Source organism: Nonomuraea sp. NPDC001699 (assembly GCF_053596455.1).
In genome coordinates, this window is the sequence record NZ_JBSFGF010000001.1 from 98,367 (window position 1) to 115,451 (window position 17,085).

The following is a 17,085-nucleotide window of genomic DNA, read 5'->3' on the forward strand; positions in this document are numbered from 1 at the left end:
TCGGAGGGAGGCGTGCTCAGAAGTAGCTCACTCCGGACTCGGGCACCTTGCCGCGCAACAGCGTCGGGACGGTGACGAGGGTGTAGCCCTGCTTCTTGAGCTCCTTGAGGATCTCAGGCATCGCCTTGACGGTCTGCGGGACCGTGTCGTGCATGAGGATGACGCCGTCGCGCTTGGCCAGCTTGAGCACCGTCGCCTTGATCTTCCTGGCGTCGCGCAGCTTCCAGTCGAGGGTGGTGCCCGTCCACAGGATCTCGGCGAGGTCCTGCTGGTCGGCCATCCGCAGCACGCGCTCGTCGGTGTGCCCGTAGGGCGGGCGGTACATCTTCGGCCGGCGACCCGTGGCGTCCTCGATGAGGGCCTGCGTGGTGCGCAGCTCCTCGATGATGTCGTCGTCGCGCAGCGTCGGCAGCGAGGGGTGCGAGTAGGTGTGGTCGCCGATCGCGTGCCCCTCGGCGGCCTCCTGCCGAGCCAGCGCCGGACGCCGCTCGACCTGCTTGCCGACGAGGAAGAAGGTGGCCTTGGCCCCTTCCTTCCTGAGCACCTTGAGGAGCGTCGCCGTGTGCTCGCTCGGGCCGTCGTCGAAGGTCAGCGCCAGGCACTTGAGCCGGGCACAGTCGATCTTCGGGGCGGCGGCCGCGGGCGTGGCGGTCAGGGCCAGAGTGGCCGCGAGGAGGGCGTGAATCACCACAGGCGACAGCCTAGAACCATCCGGGCCCGCCCGTGCGCGCGGACATCGACTTGAGACCTGCGCCCTGCCTCGCGGCCTGCTCCGGCTTGGGACCTTCCGCGAGCTTGGGACCTGCCCTCGATCCGGCTTCGGCGTGGGACCTTCCGCGAGCTTGGGACCCGCCCTCGGCCCGGCTCCGGCAGCCCCGCGCCTACCGCCCCAGCCTGGCCCGCAGGAAGAGCGTCACGCCCTTCAGTGACCTGACCGGCAGATACCGCTCGGCGCGCACCACCATCGACAGGCCCGCGTTGACCACCGCGGGCGTCCGCTGCAGGTCGCTGCCCTGCGACCGCCGCCGGTGCCGGGCCACGAGTGGGCGCAGCAGCACGTTCCAGCTCCACAGCCGGTCCACCTTCAGCCCGGCCTTCTCCACCACGACGGTCAACGTGTCGCGGCCGTAGCGGCGTACGTGCCCCACGGCGTCGTCGTGCGCCGACCACAGCGCCATGTCGCACGGGACGGCGATCAGCGCGTGCCCGCCGGGCGCCAGCACCCGGGCGATCTCCTCGGTGACGAGATGATCCTCGTGGATGTGTTCGAGCACGTCGAACGCGGTCACCAGGTCCATGCTCGACGTCTCGAACGGCAGCGCCCGCGCGTCGGCGTGCACGGCCTTGAGCCCGCGCTCCCTGGCCACCTCGACCGCCGTCTCGCAGTAGTCCGTCGCGGTGGCGTCCCAGCCCGCCTCGACCAGCACCCGGGTGTTCCCGCCGCCGGCCGCGCCGACGTCGAGGGCCCGCCCGGGACGGCCGAGCTCGCGCAGCTCCCTGCGGAGGATCGCGCGCCGCTCCCGGTACCACCAGTGGGTGTCCTCCAGGTCGAGCAGCCGACGGATTTCAGTGGTTTCCATGTACCTGGTTCCTTGTGCGGGAGAAGACCCAGCGGTCCAGTGCGGTGAAGCGGATCAGGGTGAGCAGTCCGTACGTGGCGACCACCGCGCTCATCTCCATCAGCCGCCCGGCCCCCGGAGAGACGCTGCGCAGCCCGAGCACGGCGGAGGTGGTCAGGAGGTAGTTGGCCACGAAGAGCAGCGCCGCCCGGAAGTGCATCGCGGTACGCCGCCCGCCCAGCCGGTTGAACGTCCACCGCCGGTTGGCCTCGGTGTTGACGAACCCGGTGAGCACGAGCGCGCCCAGGTTGGCCGGCGCGGGCGCCCAGACGCCGCGCAACGGCAGGTAGATGAGCGCGTACAGCAGGACGGAGAACACGCCGATCGCGGCGAACGAGGCGAACTTCGCCAGCGTCACCGCCCTCGGCCGGGCGACCACCGCGTCGGGATGCGTGGGCGTGAGCTCCGAACGCGTCACCTCGACCTCGGCCCGGCCCATCGACATCGACCAGGCGACCCTGGCCAGCCCCTTCAGGTCGTCGATCGCGGTCCTGACCACCCGGACGCGCGAGTCGGTGTCCTCGATCCAGTCGACCGGCACCTCGTGCACGCGCAGGCCGTTGTGCTCGGCCAGCAGCAGCAGCTCGGTGTCGAAGAACCACGCGTCGTCCTCGATCTTGTCCATGAGCGGCCTGACCACGTCGGTCCTGGCCGCCTTGAACCCGCACTGCGCGTCGCTGAACCTGACCCCGAACCCGTACCGGAGCAGCGCGTTGTAGCTGCGCGAGACCACCTCGCGCCTGATCGAGCGCAGGGTGCGGGCGCTGTGCGCGAGCCGGGTGCCGATGGCGATCTCGGAATGCCCGCTCGCCACCGCCGCGACCAGCGGGAACAGCGCGCCGAGGTCGGTGGACAGATCGACGTCCATGTACGCGACGATGTCGGCCGGGCTCTCCCGCCAGGCCGCCTTGAGCGCGGCCCCCCGGCCCCGGATGTCGAGCCGGCGGGCGTGCACCCGCTCGTGCTCGGCGGCCAGCCCGGTGGCGATGTTCCAGGTGTCGTCGGTGCTGCCGTTGTCCACGACCGTGATGCGCCACGGCAGCGGGAACCTGTCCTCCAGGAACCCGGCCAGCGTGCGCACGCAGCCCGGCAGCGCCCGCTCCTCGTTGAGCACCGGGATGACGATGTCGACGGTCGCCAGGCCGGCCGAAGTGTCCAGGACGTTGGGGCTAGGGTCCATGGCGGCGCGCGTGTCCATAGAGTTCCCTGATCGCTTGTGGCGGTAGGTTCACGGAAATGGTGCTGGGGGCGTCCAGCGGGGCGCGTGCCGTTTCTCGTCACCATTCCATGAACGGGGACAAGCTTTACCCGGCTGTGAGCTCGTACACGGAGGAGTCGGCGTTGCGGAAGCGCAGTTCGGCGTATTTCCCCAACGCCGGATCATTGCCGGTGAACAGCCATTTGACGCCGTATTTCTGCCGGAGCCTGCGGACGTTCGCGGCCGACGGCTCGCGGAAGGCCGCGTCGTTGTCCGCGAGCCTGGCCTGGTCGGCGAAGGGCACCTGGAGGTAGGGGGTCACGAACAGCTCGGCGCGCGACAGCGTGCTCTCGGCGTACGCCCAGCCCTCGACCAGCACCCGGCGCTCGGTGAACCCCGACACCCAGAAGTGCCTGCTGTCGCACGTACGGCGGGGCGCCGGGTTGCGGCAGTGCAGGTCGGTGGCGACCACGTCGCCGGGCGAGGAGTGGTCGCGCAGCCACCGCCCGGCCTCCAGCGCCCCGGCCGGGATCAGCCGCTCGCGCTCCCACGACTCGGGCGCGACGTGCACGACCACCTCCCGCAGCGAGGTCGGCACGGCGTACCCCGCCAGCAGCGCCACCACCGCCAGCGAGAACCCCTTCCGCCGGAACGCCAGCACCACCACGGCCACCGCCGCGAGCACCAGGTACGGCACCATCACCCGCACCAGCGTCTCGCCCGGCGGCTCCAGCCGCGCGGCCACGACGGCCACCGCGACCCCCAGCCCGGCCAGGCCCGCGACCACCGCCCACGGCACCCGCCGCCGATCCATGGCCGCCGTCACCCCGCACACCGCGGCCACCGACAGGTACGGCCGCACCCCTTCGAGGAAGTAGAGCTGCGCGTCGGAGGGATGGCCGAGCACCATGATCGCGCCGATGCCCGCCAGCCCGATCCCGACCGGCAACAGCACCGCGGGGTCCAGCAGCCGCGCCTTCAGCCCCGCCACGCCGCCCCACACGCAGACCAGGCAGAACAGGTGGACGCCGGCGAACACCAGCACCGGCCCCCACGGCTCGGCGGCCAGCGCGGGCGGCTGCACGTCCGCCACCACCCCCCACAACGTGCGCATCGTGGCGAACGGCGCCACCACCGTGCCCTGCGCTCCCCGCCCGAACACCACGAACTGCGCGATCAGCAGGCACCCGAACGTGATCGCCGTCGGCACCACCCACTCCAGCCGCGGCCGCCGGTCCACCGGCAACCGCACGACCAGCACGAACACCAGCCCGGCCAGCAGCATCGGCAGGAACGTCGCCTTCGCCCCGGTCAGCGCGAGCAGCAGCACGGCCACCGCCGCCCACCCCTTCGGCCGCATGGCGGTGAGCACCAGCACCACGGGCGCGAACAACAACGCGCCGAACGTCTGCGTCGGGCTGGCCCACGCGGTGAACATCGACCGCGAGGTGAACACCACGCCCTCCTGCAGCGCCGGGGCGAACAGGAAGTACGTGACGCCGACCGCCGCGACCCCCGCCCCCCACCGGCCGCCGAGCCGCCGCCCGAGCACCGCCACGAGCACGACCATCGCGAACGTCATCGGCAGCGTGGACAGCCGGTAGACCAGCGTCAGCGGCTCGATCCCGGTGACCCAGCTCGTGGCCGCCATCTCGGCGTAGACGAACCAGTGGTAGGACAGCCGCTCGCCCAGCACCGACGGCACCGTGGGCGGCACGTGGTTCCTGACCTCGCCGAGCAGGGCCAGGTGGTAGGGCATGTCGACGTACGCGTCGGTGATCGGCACCCGGTAGAGCGACCGGGCGCAGAAGGCCAGCAGGTAACCGGCGACCCCCGCCAGCGACCAGGCGCACCACCAGGGCATGCGTTCGCGTTCGGCCCGGCCCCGCCAGTGACGCCGCAACCGCGGCACCACGAGGAACCCCCCGACGACCGTGACGGGCCAGCCCAGCACGAGCAGCGGCAGGCCCGCCGCGCGGGCGGGGATGTAGGCCAGGACCTCGACCGCGTACCCGAGTGCCAGCCCGGCGGCCACGTCCTCGGCGAGCGTCCGTCCGCCGCCGGTGAGGGCCCGCCACAGCAACGTCCCCGGCAGCGCCACCCCGAGCCCGACGTACGCGGCGAAGGCCGCCAGGTCCCGTACCGAAACCCCACACCACAGCAGCACCCACACCGCCGCACCGAGCACGACCCCCGCCGGCGCCCACCCCGACAGCCCCCGCCCCGGAAACCGGAGCCCCCGCCGCCCCGCCACCCCCTCCGCCAGAACAACCGTCATCCCACCAACCCCCTACTCAACCAGCCCCACAAACCCGACCCTCCCGCCGAGCCCCCAGCGAACGGGAAGGCACACCCGCTTCACCCCCGAACAACAGCCCCAGGCAGCGGACCAGCCGTTCCACCCGCAGCCGGCGGCCCCTCCGTCAGAACGTCGGCCGCTTCACCCTTCGGTCGGCGGCCCCTCCCTCAGCACCAAGCGGTGGGACAGAGGGCGCGGGCGTCTCGGGTTCCGGGTGGTGTGCCTTCGAGTGGTGGGACGGCCGTCAGCAGTCGCCTGGCGGCAGGCGGAGAGAGCGTCGTCATCGGTGGCCCAGCCCCGTGCGCGGCCGGTTCGTCCGACGAGGGCTCATCTGACCACGGTCACCAGTCGCGTGAACTCGCCCGGCAGGTCGACCCCGTCCCACACCCGGTGGAAGCTCAACGCGCTCCCCACCGGCACCATGCGATCGACCCCACGCCCGGCGAGCCCCCGGGCCAGCTCCTCCAGCTCACCCAGCGAGAACCCGAAGTGCGTCAACGTCTGGTCCTTACGCTCGACCATCGGGATCAGCTCCGCCAGAGTCGACACCCGCGCGTGCGCGAAGGTGCCCGCACCCAGCCACCGCCGGGGCATGGCGGCCGCCGCTGCCAGCGTGACGTTGGCCAGCGCGTTGCCCCGGAACTCGATCAGGTCCACCAGCCCGTCGGCGGCCAGCCCGTAGACCGAGACCCGCTTCTCCACCGCCATCGCCGCGTCGACCTCCCACCCGCGCCCGGCCAGCACCCGCGACACCTGCTCGGTGAAGTCACCCCGCGCCGCCTCGCAGTCGCCGTCGGCCCCCACCCAGAACACCGTCCGGGGCGAGGAGCAGGCGGCCTGGTCGAACCAGTAGCTGTCGTTGACGAACCCCTCGGCCGCCGCCACCCGGGCCGCGCGCGGCGCGCACAGCCACGCCGCCGCGCTCACCACCGCGAACGACGACCGGTCGGGAAAGGTCAGGTCGCGGGCGTGCGGCGCGAGCGGATGGCGGCGCACCTCGCGTACGGTGTCGTCGCCGCCCCAGATCACCCGCAGGTCGCAGGCCGCCGACAGACCTGCGGTGACGGCCTCGGCCCGCCGGTCGTAGGACACGATGCGCTGCGTGGCCGCCACCACCGGATCGGCGTCGGCCAGCGCCTCCCGCAGCGTGTCGATGATGACCTCGGCCACCGCCCCCGCGCGCGGCGACAGGCGGACGACGTTGCGGTTTCCCATGAGGGCCGACAGGGCCCAGGAGTAGACGAAGACGGTGTCGACGTTCGCGGGCGGCAGGTGGAAGACCAGGCCGCGCGGCACGCGTACGTGGGAGGTGCGCAGCCCTTCGAGGGTGCGGGCCAGCTCGCTGGGCCGCAGGAAGAACCCCAGCGAGCCCAGCTCGGGATGGCGGCGGGCCAGCGCGGGCCGCAGCAGCCGCTTGCCGAACGCCGCCAGGAACGCCCGCATCCGCTCGTCGCCCACCTCAAGGGGGACGCCCTGCCGCATCTGCGCGAGCAGGTCCTCGACGGCGACGGGCGAGGCGCCGGGCGGGAAGCGCACCACGACCCCGGCCGCGTCGCCCAGCCGCGGCATCCGGGCGGTGATCGATTGATCGGTCATCGGCCGCCCCGCCCGAACGTGTCGCTGCAACCGCGCGCCTCGGCCCTCGGCAGCCTGCCCAGTACGGTGAACCGCTTGCCCGGCCAGTGGCCGTCGTCGACGCCGTGCACCATGCCCAGGTCCTCCGTCAGCAGTGCGTGGCCGGGATAGGAGGTGGGCAGGGTGCTGACCACCTCGATCAGCCCCGGCACGCCGGGCGGGGCCTCCCGCCAGGTGTCGGGGTCGCGGATGACGACGTCGGCGAAGTCGGGGCAGTAGAGCCCGTCGCCGTCGGGGCCCTCCAGGAAGACCGTGCCGATCTGCTCGACCATGCCGTAGAAGTTGTGGACCCTGGTCAGCCCGCAGTCGGCCGCCAGCCGCCGGCGGAACCCGTCGTTGTCGACCGCCTGCTCGGCCAGCCGCTTCCAGCCGCCCGAGTGGATCAGCACCCCCTCGGACAGGTCGGCCCCCAGGTCGAGCAGGTAGAGCCAGACCATGAAGGTGAACCCGAAGATCAGGAACGGCTTCCCGCCGTGGCGGGCCAGGAACGCCTCGACGGCCTCCGCGTCGACCTCGCCCTGCTCGTCGAGGACGAAGGTGTGGTCTCTGCCGAAGTTCATCATCCCGAGCACCCCGGCTCCCCGGGCGCTCAGGGTCGGGTCGCGGACGACCGAGCGGCCGTCGACGATCAGCATCGGCAGCCGCCGCTCGCCCAGCACCGCCCGCAGGGTCGCGGCCAGCATGCGCGGTTGCGCGGCGGCCGCCTCCCGGTCGAGGTAGACCCGGCTCGGGCGCTGCCCGGTGGTGCCGCTGGAGGTCAGGACCCGGAACACCTCCTCGGACGGGACGCTGCGCAGCTCGTGCGTCTTGAACAGCCGCACCGGTAGCCACGGCAGGTCGACCACCCGCTCGTAGGGCGGACGGGAGTCGATCGCGTCGAGGATGCGCCGGTAGGGCGGGCACGCCCGCCGGTGCCGCTCGGTCAGCGCCGCCAGCTCCCCGGCCAGCACCGCCTCCCGCGCGGCGGCGTCGAGCGTGAACACACTCACCGCCCAGCCTCCCCCCACAACCCCCGAACACCGACCCCCACCGTGGCCAGCCGCATCGTCCACGCCTCCGGAACACCCGCACCGACCAAGGGCAGCCGCATCGTCCGCGCCTCCGGAACACCCGCACCGACCAAGGGCAGCCGCTTCACCCGCGCCTCCGGAACGCCCACCTCGACCGTGGACAGCCCCATCACCCGGCCTCCGGGTTCGACTCCAGTGTCCGGTAGTCGATCTTGCCGGTGGGCAGCAGCGGCAGTCGTTCGACGGCGCGTACGTCGATGCCGCTCCAGTGCAGCCGCAGCTCGGCGCCCAACCGGCGGGCCAGGTTGCGGCACCCGGCCGCATCGAGCCCCTCCGCCCACACCGTCACCCGGTCGTCGCCGCTGGTCGCCGCGACCGGCACGGTGTCGCGCAGCAGGAGCTCGACGTCGTCGAGGTTGACCCGTACGCCGAAGATCTTGGCGATGCGCCTGAGCCGGCCGGTGATGTGGAGGAAGCCCTCGTCGTCGAGCCGGCCGAGGTCGCCGGTACGCAGCACCCCGCCCAGGTCGTCGCCCCTGGCCAGATCGGCGGCGGTCTCGGCGTACCCCATCATCACGTTGGGCCCGTGGTAGACGACCTCGCCGTCGTCGATCGCCAGCCGCCCGCCGGGGACGGCCTGCCCCGCCGAGCCCGGTTTGTCGGCGAGCCGGTCGGGCGGCAGGACGGCGATGCGGGCCGTGGCCTCCGTCTGCCCGTACATGACGAAGAAGCGATCGGCCTGGGTGGCGAACAGGGACACCAGCTCGGGATTGAGCCGCCCGCCCGCCTGGGTGAGCGTGCAGATCGTGGGATGCTCGGCGCGGTCGAAGCGGAGCCTGCGCAGCATCTCGTACTGGTAGGGGACGGCCGCGAGCGAGGTGCACTTGTGCTCGTCGAGGTGCGTCCAGAAGGAACGTTCGAGCAGCCCGGCCTCGGTCAGGACGACCGTCGCCCCCGCGTGGAGGTGGCTGTTGAGCACGGACAGGCCGTAGCTGTAGTGCAGCGGCAGGCTCGTGGGCGCGATCTCGCCGGGCATGATCGACAATGCCGAGGCGATGGCGGCGGCGTTGGCCGAGACCGCCTCGCGGGACAGCCGCACCAGCTTGGGGTTGCCCGTCGAGCCCGAGGTGGCCAGGAGCACGGCCAGGTCGGGATGCGGGTCGGGGGCCTGGCCGCGGGAGCCCGGCGGGCCGTCGGGCGCGTGGGTGAACCCCACCAGCGCCGCGGGCCGGAATCGGTTCACCAGGTCGGCCAGGGCCGCGGCCGACAGGTCGGGGTCGAGCAGCGCGATCGGCCTGCCGGTCTGCCAGGCGGCCAGATAGCGCAGCACGGACGCCAGGTTGTTGCGCATGCCGCAGAACAGCGGCCCCGGCCGCAGCCTGGACAGGGCGTCGGCCACGCGGCCGACGCGTCGCGTCAGCTCGTCGCCGCCCAGCCCCTCCTGGTCGCCGGCGACGACGAGCCGGGCCTGCCCGGACGGGAACATCACGGCACCAGCCCGCCGTCGACCCCGAGCACCTGGCCGGTGATGAACGACGCGCCGGGCGAGAGCAGGAAGGCGACCGCCTGGGCGACGTCGTCGGGCCTGCCGATGCGCCGGAGCGGGGTCGCCCAGATCGCCGTCTCGCGGGCCTCCGGCTGGAGCGTCTTCAGCATGTCGGTCTCGATGTAGCCGGGGGCCACGCCGTTGACCCTGATGCCGGTCGGGCCCATCTCCCTGGCGGCGGCCACGGTGAGCCCGATGACGGACGCCTTGGTCGCGGAGTAGGCCGCCTGGTTGGCGCCGCCCGCGCGGCCCATGAGCGAGGAGACCAGCACGACGGCCGGGCTCTGCCCGCGCAGCAGCAGCCGGAAGGCCAGTTGCAGCGTGTGGGCCGGGGCCAGGGCGTTGGTGCGGTAGAGCTCGTCGAGGGTCTCGGCGCGGGCCATGGCCAGCGGGCCGGACGCGTAGACGCCGGCGTTGACCACCAGGGCGTCGAGCCGTCCGTGGCGCTGGGCGATGTCGCGCATGTGACCGGCGACCGCGGCCCGGTCGGCGACGTCGCCGTGGACGGACCACGTCTGGCCGCCGGTCGCCGCGGCCACCTCGGCGGCGGCCTTGTCGGCGCGTTCGGCGTCGCGGCCGTGGAGGACGACGGTGTGGCCCGCCGCGGCCAGGGTGGTGGCGATGGCGCGGCCTATGCCCCTCGTCGACCCCGTGACCAGGGCGACGCGGGCCTCAGACCGCGGCTGCGCCGATTCCATGCTTCTCCAGCAGCTCGCCCGCCTTGGCGAACGAGCTCATGTCGATCATGTCGTCGGTGTCGATGATGACGGAGAACTCGTCCTCCATCGCTGCGATCAACGCCATGTGGGCCAGGGAGTCCCACTGGGGGATGCCGCGGTATTCGAGGCGGTCGACGTGTGTGTCGGCCGGCAGGTTGAGCGCCGTGCGGAAGACGGCCCGCAGGCGGTCGAGATGACTCATAATGTCTCACTCTCTGTCCTCAAGCCATGACGAAGTGTAGCGGTGATTGCGGTGGCAGGAGAAACCAAACCCCCGACGTGAGTAATGGAAGCGTATAACGGCGCGTGGTCGTCGTTCGGGGCTGGGAATGTCCCAAGAGGCGCGCCAACCGCTACAGGGGGAATGATGGACGAATCCAATCACTGGTACGGGCACTCGCGCATTCTGGGCAGGTACTGCGACGTGCCGGACGAGACACCGAAGCGAATCCAGGGCTTCCTTCAACACGGATGGAACTATCTCCACGGATTTCCCCCGAACGACCACTGGTGCAGCCCCGGATATCCCCGTTTCGTCTGGTCTGACGTGCTTCGTCGTCGAGGCTGGTCGATGGGCAGACGTGGCCACTATCTCATCGGCGCGCCCTGGATCTACCTCCTTCACCTGGAGCCGGATCTCGGCGTGGTCTCCGAGCGGAAGGGTACGATCTGGTATCCCTTTCATGGCTGGGAAAAGTCCTCCGTGATCGGGGACCACGCTCACCTCGCCGACGAAATCCGAAATGTCGAGACCGAACCGGTAACTGTCTGTCTATATTGGCTGGAATATGCGAATCCGGACATCCGGCGGGCGTACGAATCGAGGGGATTCAAGGTCATCTGTCACGGTGAGCGCGGCTCCCGGTGGGAGACCAAGGGGCGCGACTTCCTGCGCCGGCAGCTGATCCAGTTGCGGCGCCACCGCAGGGTGGCCTCCAACCGGCTCGGCAGCGCGCTGTTCTACGGCGCCTCGGTCGGCTGCGAGGTCGCCGTGTACGGAGACCCGATGCAGTACGAGGACGAGCGCCCCGAGTACGGCGGCACGGCGCGCCGCATGCGGCTCTGGCCCGAGCTGCACGGCACGCACGTCGATCCCGAGCTGGCCGCCGAGGTGGCGCGGCAGGAGCTGGGATTCGAACATCAGGCGACACCGGAGGAGCTACGGCGAATGTTCGGATGGAAGCGGGTGCCCGGAGGAGCGCCGGCAGGAGGAGGCGCGGCGGGAGCCGGGCGGCCCGAGCCATGGGCGAAGGCGACCGCCTCAGGGCGGCCGGTCCTGCTCCACGGGGTGACGTCATGAGCGAGCGCGTGAACGAGGCGCCCGACAACGTCCGCCTGATCGGCGGCGAGATGCTGCTGTGGTCGGACCTGTCCAACATGGCCGGCGTCACCGACTGGCGCGGCGCGGCCCTTGAGCTGGTCGGGCGGATGATCCCGGCGACCGGCCGGGTGCTGCTGGTCGGGCCGCATCCGCAGGTCCTGGTCGACGACGTGGTGGGCCGGGCGGGCGAGACGGCCGTGCTGCTGCGGTCCTACCCCGACGCCTGCGCCCTCGGCGAACGGCATCCGGAGCTCGCCGTCCACTGCGGGCGGCTCGACGTGTTCGACGCGGACGAGCCGTACGAGCTGGTGCTGGCGCTCGACGGGCTGCTGCGCACGCACTCGGCCGAGGCGCCGGCGGCGGCGTGGATCGAGTCGCTGCACGCGCTGTCCGCGCTCGTCGCGCCCGGCGGGCGGCTCGTGCTGGGCGTGCGCAACGACCTGGGCGTCGACCGGTTCATCGAGGCCAGGCCCGCCGACCGGGAGGGCGGCGACGACCAGTGGGCCCCCCACGGGTTCGACCCGAGCTACCCGAGCGGGCCGGGCGCGCTCGACGGCGCCCTTGAGGCGGCGGGGCTGAGCGTCGAGCGCTGTTACGCGGCCTATCCGGGGCGGCAGGCCCCCCGGGCGCTGCTGGCGCGCGAGGCGCTCGCCTTCGACCTGCCGGAGGCGGTCACGTTCCCGCTGAGCGCCAGGGGCGGCGACCGGATGCACGTGGCCGACCCGCTGCGGCTGACCCGGCTGGTGTTCCGGCACCGGCTGGGGGAGGAGCTGGCCCCGCTGTGGCTCGCGGTCGCCACCCGGCCCCCGACACCGGAGTCCGCCAACCGGAGCGCGGCCGGGCGGGCGCCGCAGGCCGAGGAGGCAGGCGCGCGAGCCCGCCGGCCGGAGACCGAGGGGAAAGGCGCCGAAACCCGGCAACCGGCGGCCGAGGGGGTGGTCGCGTTGCCGCTCGGGCTGATCGAGGAGGGGGCCGTCGTCCACGAGCTGACCAGGGCCGGTGTGCGGCGGTTGCCCGACGGCGAGGAGCGTCCCGTCCCGGCCGGCCGGGTGGTCGAGGAGATCCTGGTCGAGGCGTGCGCTCGCGAGGACACCAAGACCGTGCGCGAGCTGCTGTCGGCGCTGGCCGCCTGGCTGGAGGCCGACGGCGGCCCCTGTGTGACCGCCGACGGCCTGGTCCACGACGGCGAGCGGTTCGCCGCCATCGTCCAGACCGCCGCGCCGACCGTCCCGCCCGAGCCGCGTGTGGTGCTGTGCAGGATCCTGTGGCGGTTCGCCGTACGGCTGCTCGCGGCCGGCCACCACCACCCCTGGCCGTGGCCGCTGGAGGCCGACCAGCTCACGCTGACGCTCTGCGGCATGGCCGGCCGTCCCTGCGACCCGGGCGACCTCGACCTGGCCCGCAAGTTCGACGCCGAGCTGGGCCACCCGGCCGAGCAGGCCGACCCGCCCACCTACCGTGACCTGCTCGGCGCCCGAGACCGTCTGGCCGACCAGCTCACCGCAGCCCTGGCCAGGGTCTCCCGTCTGGAGACCAAGCTCTCCTACCGTGAGCGGGAGCTGGTCAGGGCCAGGTCCAAGCTGAGAAGGACCCAGCGCAAGACCGCCGCCTACCGGCGCACGCTCGGGTACCGCCTCTCCCGCCGTCTGGCCCGCCCGCGAAAGGTCGCCCGCAGGGTCATCCGACTGCTGTCCGGCTGACGAGCTGACGACAACGCTGAGGAGTGCATGTGCCGGTTCTTTCGGTGATCGTCCCGTTCCACAATGTCGAGAAGTACATCGGTCCCTGCCTGGACTCCATCTCCGCGCAGACGATGTCCGACCTGGAGGTCATCTGCGTCGACGACGGCAGTCGCGACGACGGCTGCGCCGAGGTCGAGTCCAGGCAGGCGGCCGATCCCCGGATCCGTCTCCTCAGGCAGCCCAACCAGGGCGTCGGACGGGCCCGCAACGTCGGCCTGACCCAGGCCACCGGCCGCTACCTGGCCTTCGTGGACGGCGACGACACCGTGCCGCGGGAGGCGTTCAAGCGGCTGGTGTCCTCGCTGGAGTCCACGGGCTCCGACCTGGCCTGCGGGAACGTCATGCGGCTCTACCGCAACCTGCTCATCCCCTCCTGGGCCCATCGGGAGGCGTTCGCGACGCCGGTGAGGCGTACCCACATCACCCGCCACCCGCTGCTGATCCGCGACCGCATGTTGTGGAACAAGGTCTACCGCCGGTCCTTCTGGGACCGGCTGGGCCTGAGCTTCCCCGAGCGCATGTACGAGGACCAGCCCGTCGCCATGGCCGCCCACGTGGGCGCCCGCTCGGTGGACGTGCTGTCCAAGGTCGTCTACCACTGGCGGCAGCGCGACGAGCCCGGCTCCTCGATCACCCAGCGCCGCCTGGAGGCGGGGAACCTGCGCGACCGGCTGCTGTCGGTGCTGCAGACCGCCGACCTGCTGGCCCGCGAGGCGCCGAAGCTCAAGCCCGACTTCGACCGCGACACGCTCGACATCGACATGACGGTGGCGGTCGAGGCGGCCGCCACGACGGGCGTCCGGCCCGAGCTGCTGGACCTGATGGTCCGCTACCTCGACGGCGTGTCCCGCGAGTGCTGGCGGAGCGTCCCGTTCGAGCACCGGATCCAGGTGCACCTGCTGCACCGGCGCCGGCTGGAGGAGCTGGCCGAGGTGTACGAGCAGGCCCGCGCGGGCCTGCTGCAACCGCGCGTCAGACCGGCGGGCCTGCTGCGCAGGCGCTGGTACGGCCGCCACCCGGCGATCCCCGCGCACCTGTCGGAGATCTCCGAGGCGCTGACCCTGACCGCCCGCCTGGTGTCGCTGGAGTGGCGCGACGGCGTGCTGACCGGCGCGGGCCGGGCCGCGCTCGGCCGCTTCGACGTTGGGGCGCTGCGCCGGGTGCGCCTGCGCGCCTGGCTGGCCGAACGCGCGACCGGCGAGGTCATCCACCTGTCGGAGGAGGACAGCGCCCCCGTCTGGGAGACCGTCGAGCTGGAGGAAGGCGTCGCGGCGCCCGAGCACGCCTTCCCGTTCGCCTTCGCCGTCGACCCCGCCGTGTTCACGCCCGCCCAGCTCGCCCGGCGCGGCCACTGGGAGCTGCGCGTGATGCTCAAGGGCCACGGGCTGAAGCTCGACGCCAAGGTGGCCGGGCCGCGCTGGCTGCCGCCGCCGGTGCCCGCGCCGCGCCGCAGGTCGGGCGTGTGGCTGGTGCCGGCGCGCAGCGCCAAGGGCGCCTGGGGGCTGCGGCTGCGGCACGCCCAGGCGCTCATCGGCGAGTGCCGCGTCGACGACGGCGACCTGGTGTTCTCGGGCCGGATCAACGACCTCGGCGACGGCGAGCCCGTGGTGCGGCTGCGGCGCAAGAGCGACGGCGAGGAGATGTACTTCCCCGTCGCGCTGGCCGGCCAGGACTTCTCCGCGCGGGTGCCGCTGGCCGGCATCGACGAGTGCGTGGGCCGCGAGTCGTGGTGGGAGGTGGTCATCGACCAGGGCCGGCCCATCCGCCCGCTCGTCCGGCGGCCCGGGCGCCAGGTCGCCACCGTGGACGACCGGCGCTTCCTCATCGACCGCAGCGAGGACGGCTGCCTGCTGCTGGCCGAACGCTGACCGCCCGGGCCCTCAGGCGAGGATCGCGGCGAGGGTCTCGACGACGAGGTCCTGCTCGCCGTCGGTCAGGTCGGCGAACAGCGGCAGCGACAGCTCCTCGGCGTAGTACGCCTCCGCGCGCGGGCACAGCCCACGCCGGTAGCCGAGGTCCTCGAACACCGGGTGCCAGTACGCCGGGATGTAGTTGACCTGCACGCCGATGCCCGCGGCCCGCATACGTTCGTAGACCTCGCGCCGGCGGCCGTCGCGCACCCTGACCGGGTAGAGGTGCCAGCTCGGCGTGACGTAGGCCCGCCGGCCGGGCAGCGTGAGGCCGGGCACGTCGCGCAGCAGCGTGTTGTACCGGGCGACCAGCTCGGCGCGGCGGGCGCGGAAGCGTTCGAGGCGGCGCAGCTGGCTGACGCCCAGGGCGCACAGCACGTCGGGCAGCCGGTAGTTGAGCCCGAACTCGTGCACCTCCTGGTGCCAGCCGCCGTGGCCGGGGTCGCGCTGCCCGGCCGGGTCGCGGACCAGGCCGTGGTCGCGGAAGCGGGCGGCCCGCTCGAACCGGCCGGGGTCGGCCACGGCCACCGCGCCGCCCTCGGCCGTCGTCACGGTCTTGGTCGGGAAGAACGAGAACGTCGTCAGGTCGGCCACCGACCCCACCGGCCGGTCCTTGTAGGACGCCCCGATCGAGTGCGCCGCGTCGGCCACCAGCACGGCGCCGGCCCGTTCGGCGAGCGTGCGCAGCTCGTCGTAGTCGGCGGGATGGCCCGCGTAGTCGACGCCCGTGATCGCCCGCGTCCGGTGCGTGACCAGCGCGTCGACCGAGTCGGGGTCGATGTTGCCGGTGTCGGGCTGGACGTCGGCGAAGGCCACCCGCGCGCCGCGCAGCGCGGCCGTGGCCGCCGTGGCGACGAAGGTGAGCGGCGAGGTGATCACCTCGTCACCCTGACCGACGCCGGCCGCCGCGTACGCTACGTGCAGCGCGGCCGTGCCGGACGTGACCGACACGCAGGGCACGCCGCCGGTCCACCGCGCCAGCTCGCTCTCGAACAGCCTGACCGCCGGACCTGTGGTCAGCCAGTCGCCGCGCAGCACCTCAGCCACCGCCTCGATGTCGGACTCGATGATGGACTGTCGTCCGTAGGGCAGCATCAGCCGGCCACCATGTCGCGCAGGTCGCGCACGGACAGCCACCGGTCGTTGGTGTCGGAGCGGTAGGAGAACCCCTCGGGCAGCAGCTCGCCGGTCTGCGGCGCCTGGTAGCCCCAGGTCGCGATCGTGGGCTGGACGACGTAGCGGTCGGCCAGGCGCAGGGTCCGGCGGCCGTCGTCGGCGCCGATCATCTCCTCGTGCAGCTTCTCGCCCGGCCTGATGCCGATCTCGTAGACCGGGCTGTCGGGGGCCAGCGCCTCGGCCAGGTCGGTGATGCGCATGCTGGGGATGCGCGGCACGTAGAGCTCGCCGCCCTGCATGAGGTCGAAGGAGTCGACCACGAACCGCACGGCCTGGTCGAGGGTGATCCAGAACCGGGTCATGCGCTTGTCGGTGATCGGCAGGCTGCCGCCCTGCTCGGCCAGGCGCAGGAAGAACGGCACCACCGAGCCCCTGCTGCCGACGACGTTGCCGTAGCGGACGACGGCGAAGCGGGTCTTGTGGGCGGCGGCGTAGTGGTTGGCCGAGACGAACAGCTTGTCGGCGACCAGCTTGGTGGCGCCGTAGAGGTTGATCGGGCTGGAGGCCTTGTCCGTGGACAGCGCGACGACCTTGCGCACGCCGCAGTCGATGGCCGCCTCGACCACGTTCTGGGACCCGGCGACGTTGGTGCGGACGTACTCGAACGGGTTGTACTCGGCGGTGTCGACCTGCTTGAGCGCGGCGGCGTGGACGACGTGGTCGACGCCGTGCATGGCGCGGGTGAGGCGGTCGCGGTCGCGTACGTCGCCGATGAACCAGCGCAGGCGTTCGTCGTCGCGGAAGAGCTGCTTGAGCTCGTACTGCTTGAGCTCGTCGCGGGAGAAGACCACCAGGCGGCGCACCCCGAGCGAGTCGAGCGCGTGGCGGATGAACGCCTTGCCGAAGGACCCCGTTCCTCCCGTGATCAGAATGGACGATCCACTGAGAATGCTCACGCGGCCCCCTGAAA

14 protein-coding genes are annotated in these 17,085 nt (G+C 72.5%); 3 read left to right on the forward strand and 11 right to left on the reverse strand.

What is annotated here, in order from left to right:
• Positions 1-16: 16 nt before the first annotated feature.
• The 9 genes from ACWCSU_RS00535 to ACWCSU_RS00575 all read right to left on the reverse strand — a co-directional run bounded on the left by ACWCSU_RS00535 (position 17) and on the right by ACWCSU_RS00575 (position 10,228).
• On the reverse strand, positions 17-691 hold the full coding sequence (locus ACWCSU_RS00535) for a polysaccharide deacetylase family protein (RefSeq protein WP_449932585.1): 675 nt from the start codon (positions 689-691) through the stop codon (positions 17-19).
• Between the two features lie 190 nt (positions 692-881).
• Positions 882-1,580: a class I SAM-dependent methyltransferase gene (locus tag ACWCSU_RS00540; protein WP_357705841.1), complete on the reverse strand. Its 699-nt coding sequence runs from the start codon at positions 1,578-1,580 to the stop codon at positions 882-884.
• Positions 1,567-2,799 (reverse strand): glycosyltransferase, encoded by a 1,233-nt coding sequence (locus ACWCSU_RS00545; RefSeq protein WP_449932588.1) that lies wholly within the window; start codon positions 2,797-2,799, stop codon positions 1,567-1,569. The genes ACWCSU_RS00540 and ACWCSU_RS00545 overlap by 14 nt, the downstream gene beginning before the upstream one ends.
• Positions 2,800-2,923: 124 nt before the next feature.
• Positions 2,924-5,095 carry a hypothetical protein gene (locus ACWCSU_RS00550; RefSeq protein ID WP_449932590.1) on the reverse strand — a complete coding sequence of 724 codons (2,172 nt, stop codon included), beginning with the start codon at positions 5,093-5,095 and terminating at the stop codon, positions 2,924-2,926.
• 348 nt (positions 5,096-5,443) lie between these two features.
• Positions 5,444-6,712, reverse strand: a complete 1,269-nt coding sequence (locus ACWCSU_RS00555) for an acyl-CoA reductase (RefSeq protein WP_357705838.1) — start codon at positions 6,710-6,712, stop codon at positions 5,444-5,446.
• Entirely contained in the window at positions 6,709-7,740 is a 1,032-nt protein-coding gene (locus ACWCSU_RS00560; RefSeq protein ID WP_449932592.1) for a LuxE/PaaK family acyltransferase, read from the reverse strand. Before ACWCSU_RS00560 ends, ACWCSU_RS00555 begins: the two co-directional genes overlap by 4 nt.
• A 190-nt stretch (positions 7,741-7,930) precedes the next feature.
• Positions 7,931-9,247 carry an AMP-binding protein gene (locus tag ACWCSU_RS00565; RefSeq protein ID WP_449932594.1) on the reverse strand — a complete coding sequence of 439 codons (1,317 nt, stop codon included), beginning with the start codon at positions 9,245-9,247 and terminating at the stop codon, positions 7,931-7,933.
• Entirely contained in the window at positions 9,247-10,005 is a 759-nt protein-coding gene (locus ACWCSU_RS00570) for an SDR family NAD(P)-dependent oxidoreductase (protein WP_449932597.1), read from the reverse strand. Before ACWCSU_RS00570 ends, ACWCSU_RS00565 begins: the two co-directional genes overlap by 1 nt.
• On the reverse strand, positions 9,980-10,228 hold the full coding sequence (locus ACWCSU_RS00575) for an acyl carrier protein (protein ID WP_357705834.1): 249 nt from the start codon (positions 10,226-10,228) through the stop codon (positions 9,980-9,982). Before ACWCSU_RS00575 ends, ACWCSU_RS00570 begins: the two co-directional genes overlap by 26 nt.
• Positions 10,229-10,390: 162 nt before the next feature.
• On the opposite strand from ACWCSU_RS00575, the gene ACWCSU_RS00580 reads away from it, so the two are divergent.
• The 3 genes from ACWCSU_RS00580 to ACWCSU_RS00590 are packed head-to-tail and all read left to right on the forward strand — an operon-like array spanning position 10,391 to position 14,957.
• Positions 10,391-11,326: a hypothetical protein gene (locus ACWCSU_RS00580; protein ID WP_357705833.1), complete on the forward strand. Its 936-nt coding sequence runs from the start codon at positions 10,391-10,393 to the stop codon at positions 11,324-11,326.
• Complete coding sequence (locus tag ACWCSU_RS00585) at positions 11,323-13,047, forward strand: hypothetical protein (protein ID WP_449932599.1); 1,725 nt, start codon at positions 11,323-11,325, stop codon at positions 13,045-13,047. Before ACWCSU_RS00580 ends, ACWCSU_RS00585 begins: the two co-directional genes overlap by 4 nt.
• Before the next feature lie 29 nt (positions 13,048-13,076).
• Positions 13,077-14,957, forward strand: a complete 1,881-nt coding sequence (locus ACWCSU_RS00590) for a glycosyltransferase (protein ID WP_449932601.1) — start codon at positions 13,077-13,079, stop codon at positions 14,955-14,957.
• 12 nt (positions 14,958-14,969) lie between these two features.
• Here the strand turns inward: ACWCSU_RS00590 and ACWCSU_RS00595 are convergent, their stop codons facing one another.
• Both ACWCSU_RS00595 and pseB read right to left on the reverse strand, forming a co-directional pair.
• Complete coding sequence (locus ACWCSU_RS00595) at positions 14,970-16,094, reverse strand: DegT/DnrJ/EryC1/StrS family aminotransferase (protein WP_357705830.1); 1,125 nt, start codon at positions 16,092-16,094, stop codon at positions 14,970-14,972.
• On the reverse strand, positions 16,094-17,071 hold the full coding sequence (pseB, locus tag ACWCSU_RS00600; RefSeq protein ID WP_364085966.1) for a UDP-N-acetylglucosamine 4,6-dehydratase (inverting): 978 nt from the start codon (positions 17,069-17,071) through the stop codon (positions 16,094-16,096). Before pseB ends, ACWCSU_RS00595 begins: the two co-directional genes overlap by 1 nt.
• Between the last annotated feature and the right edge of the window lie 14 nt (positions 17,072-17,085).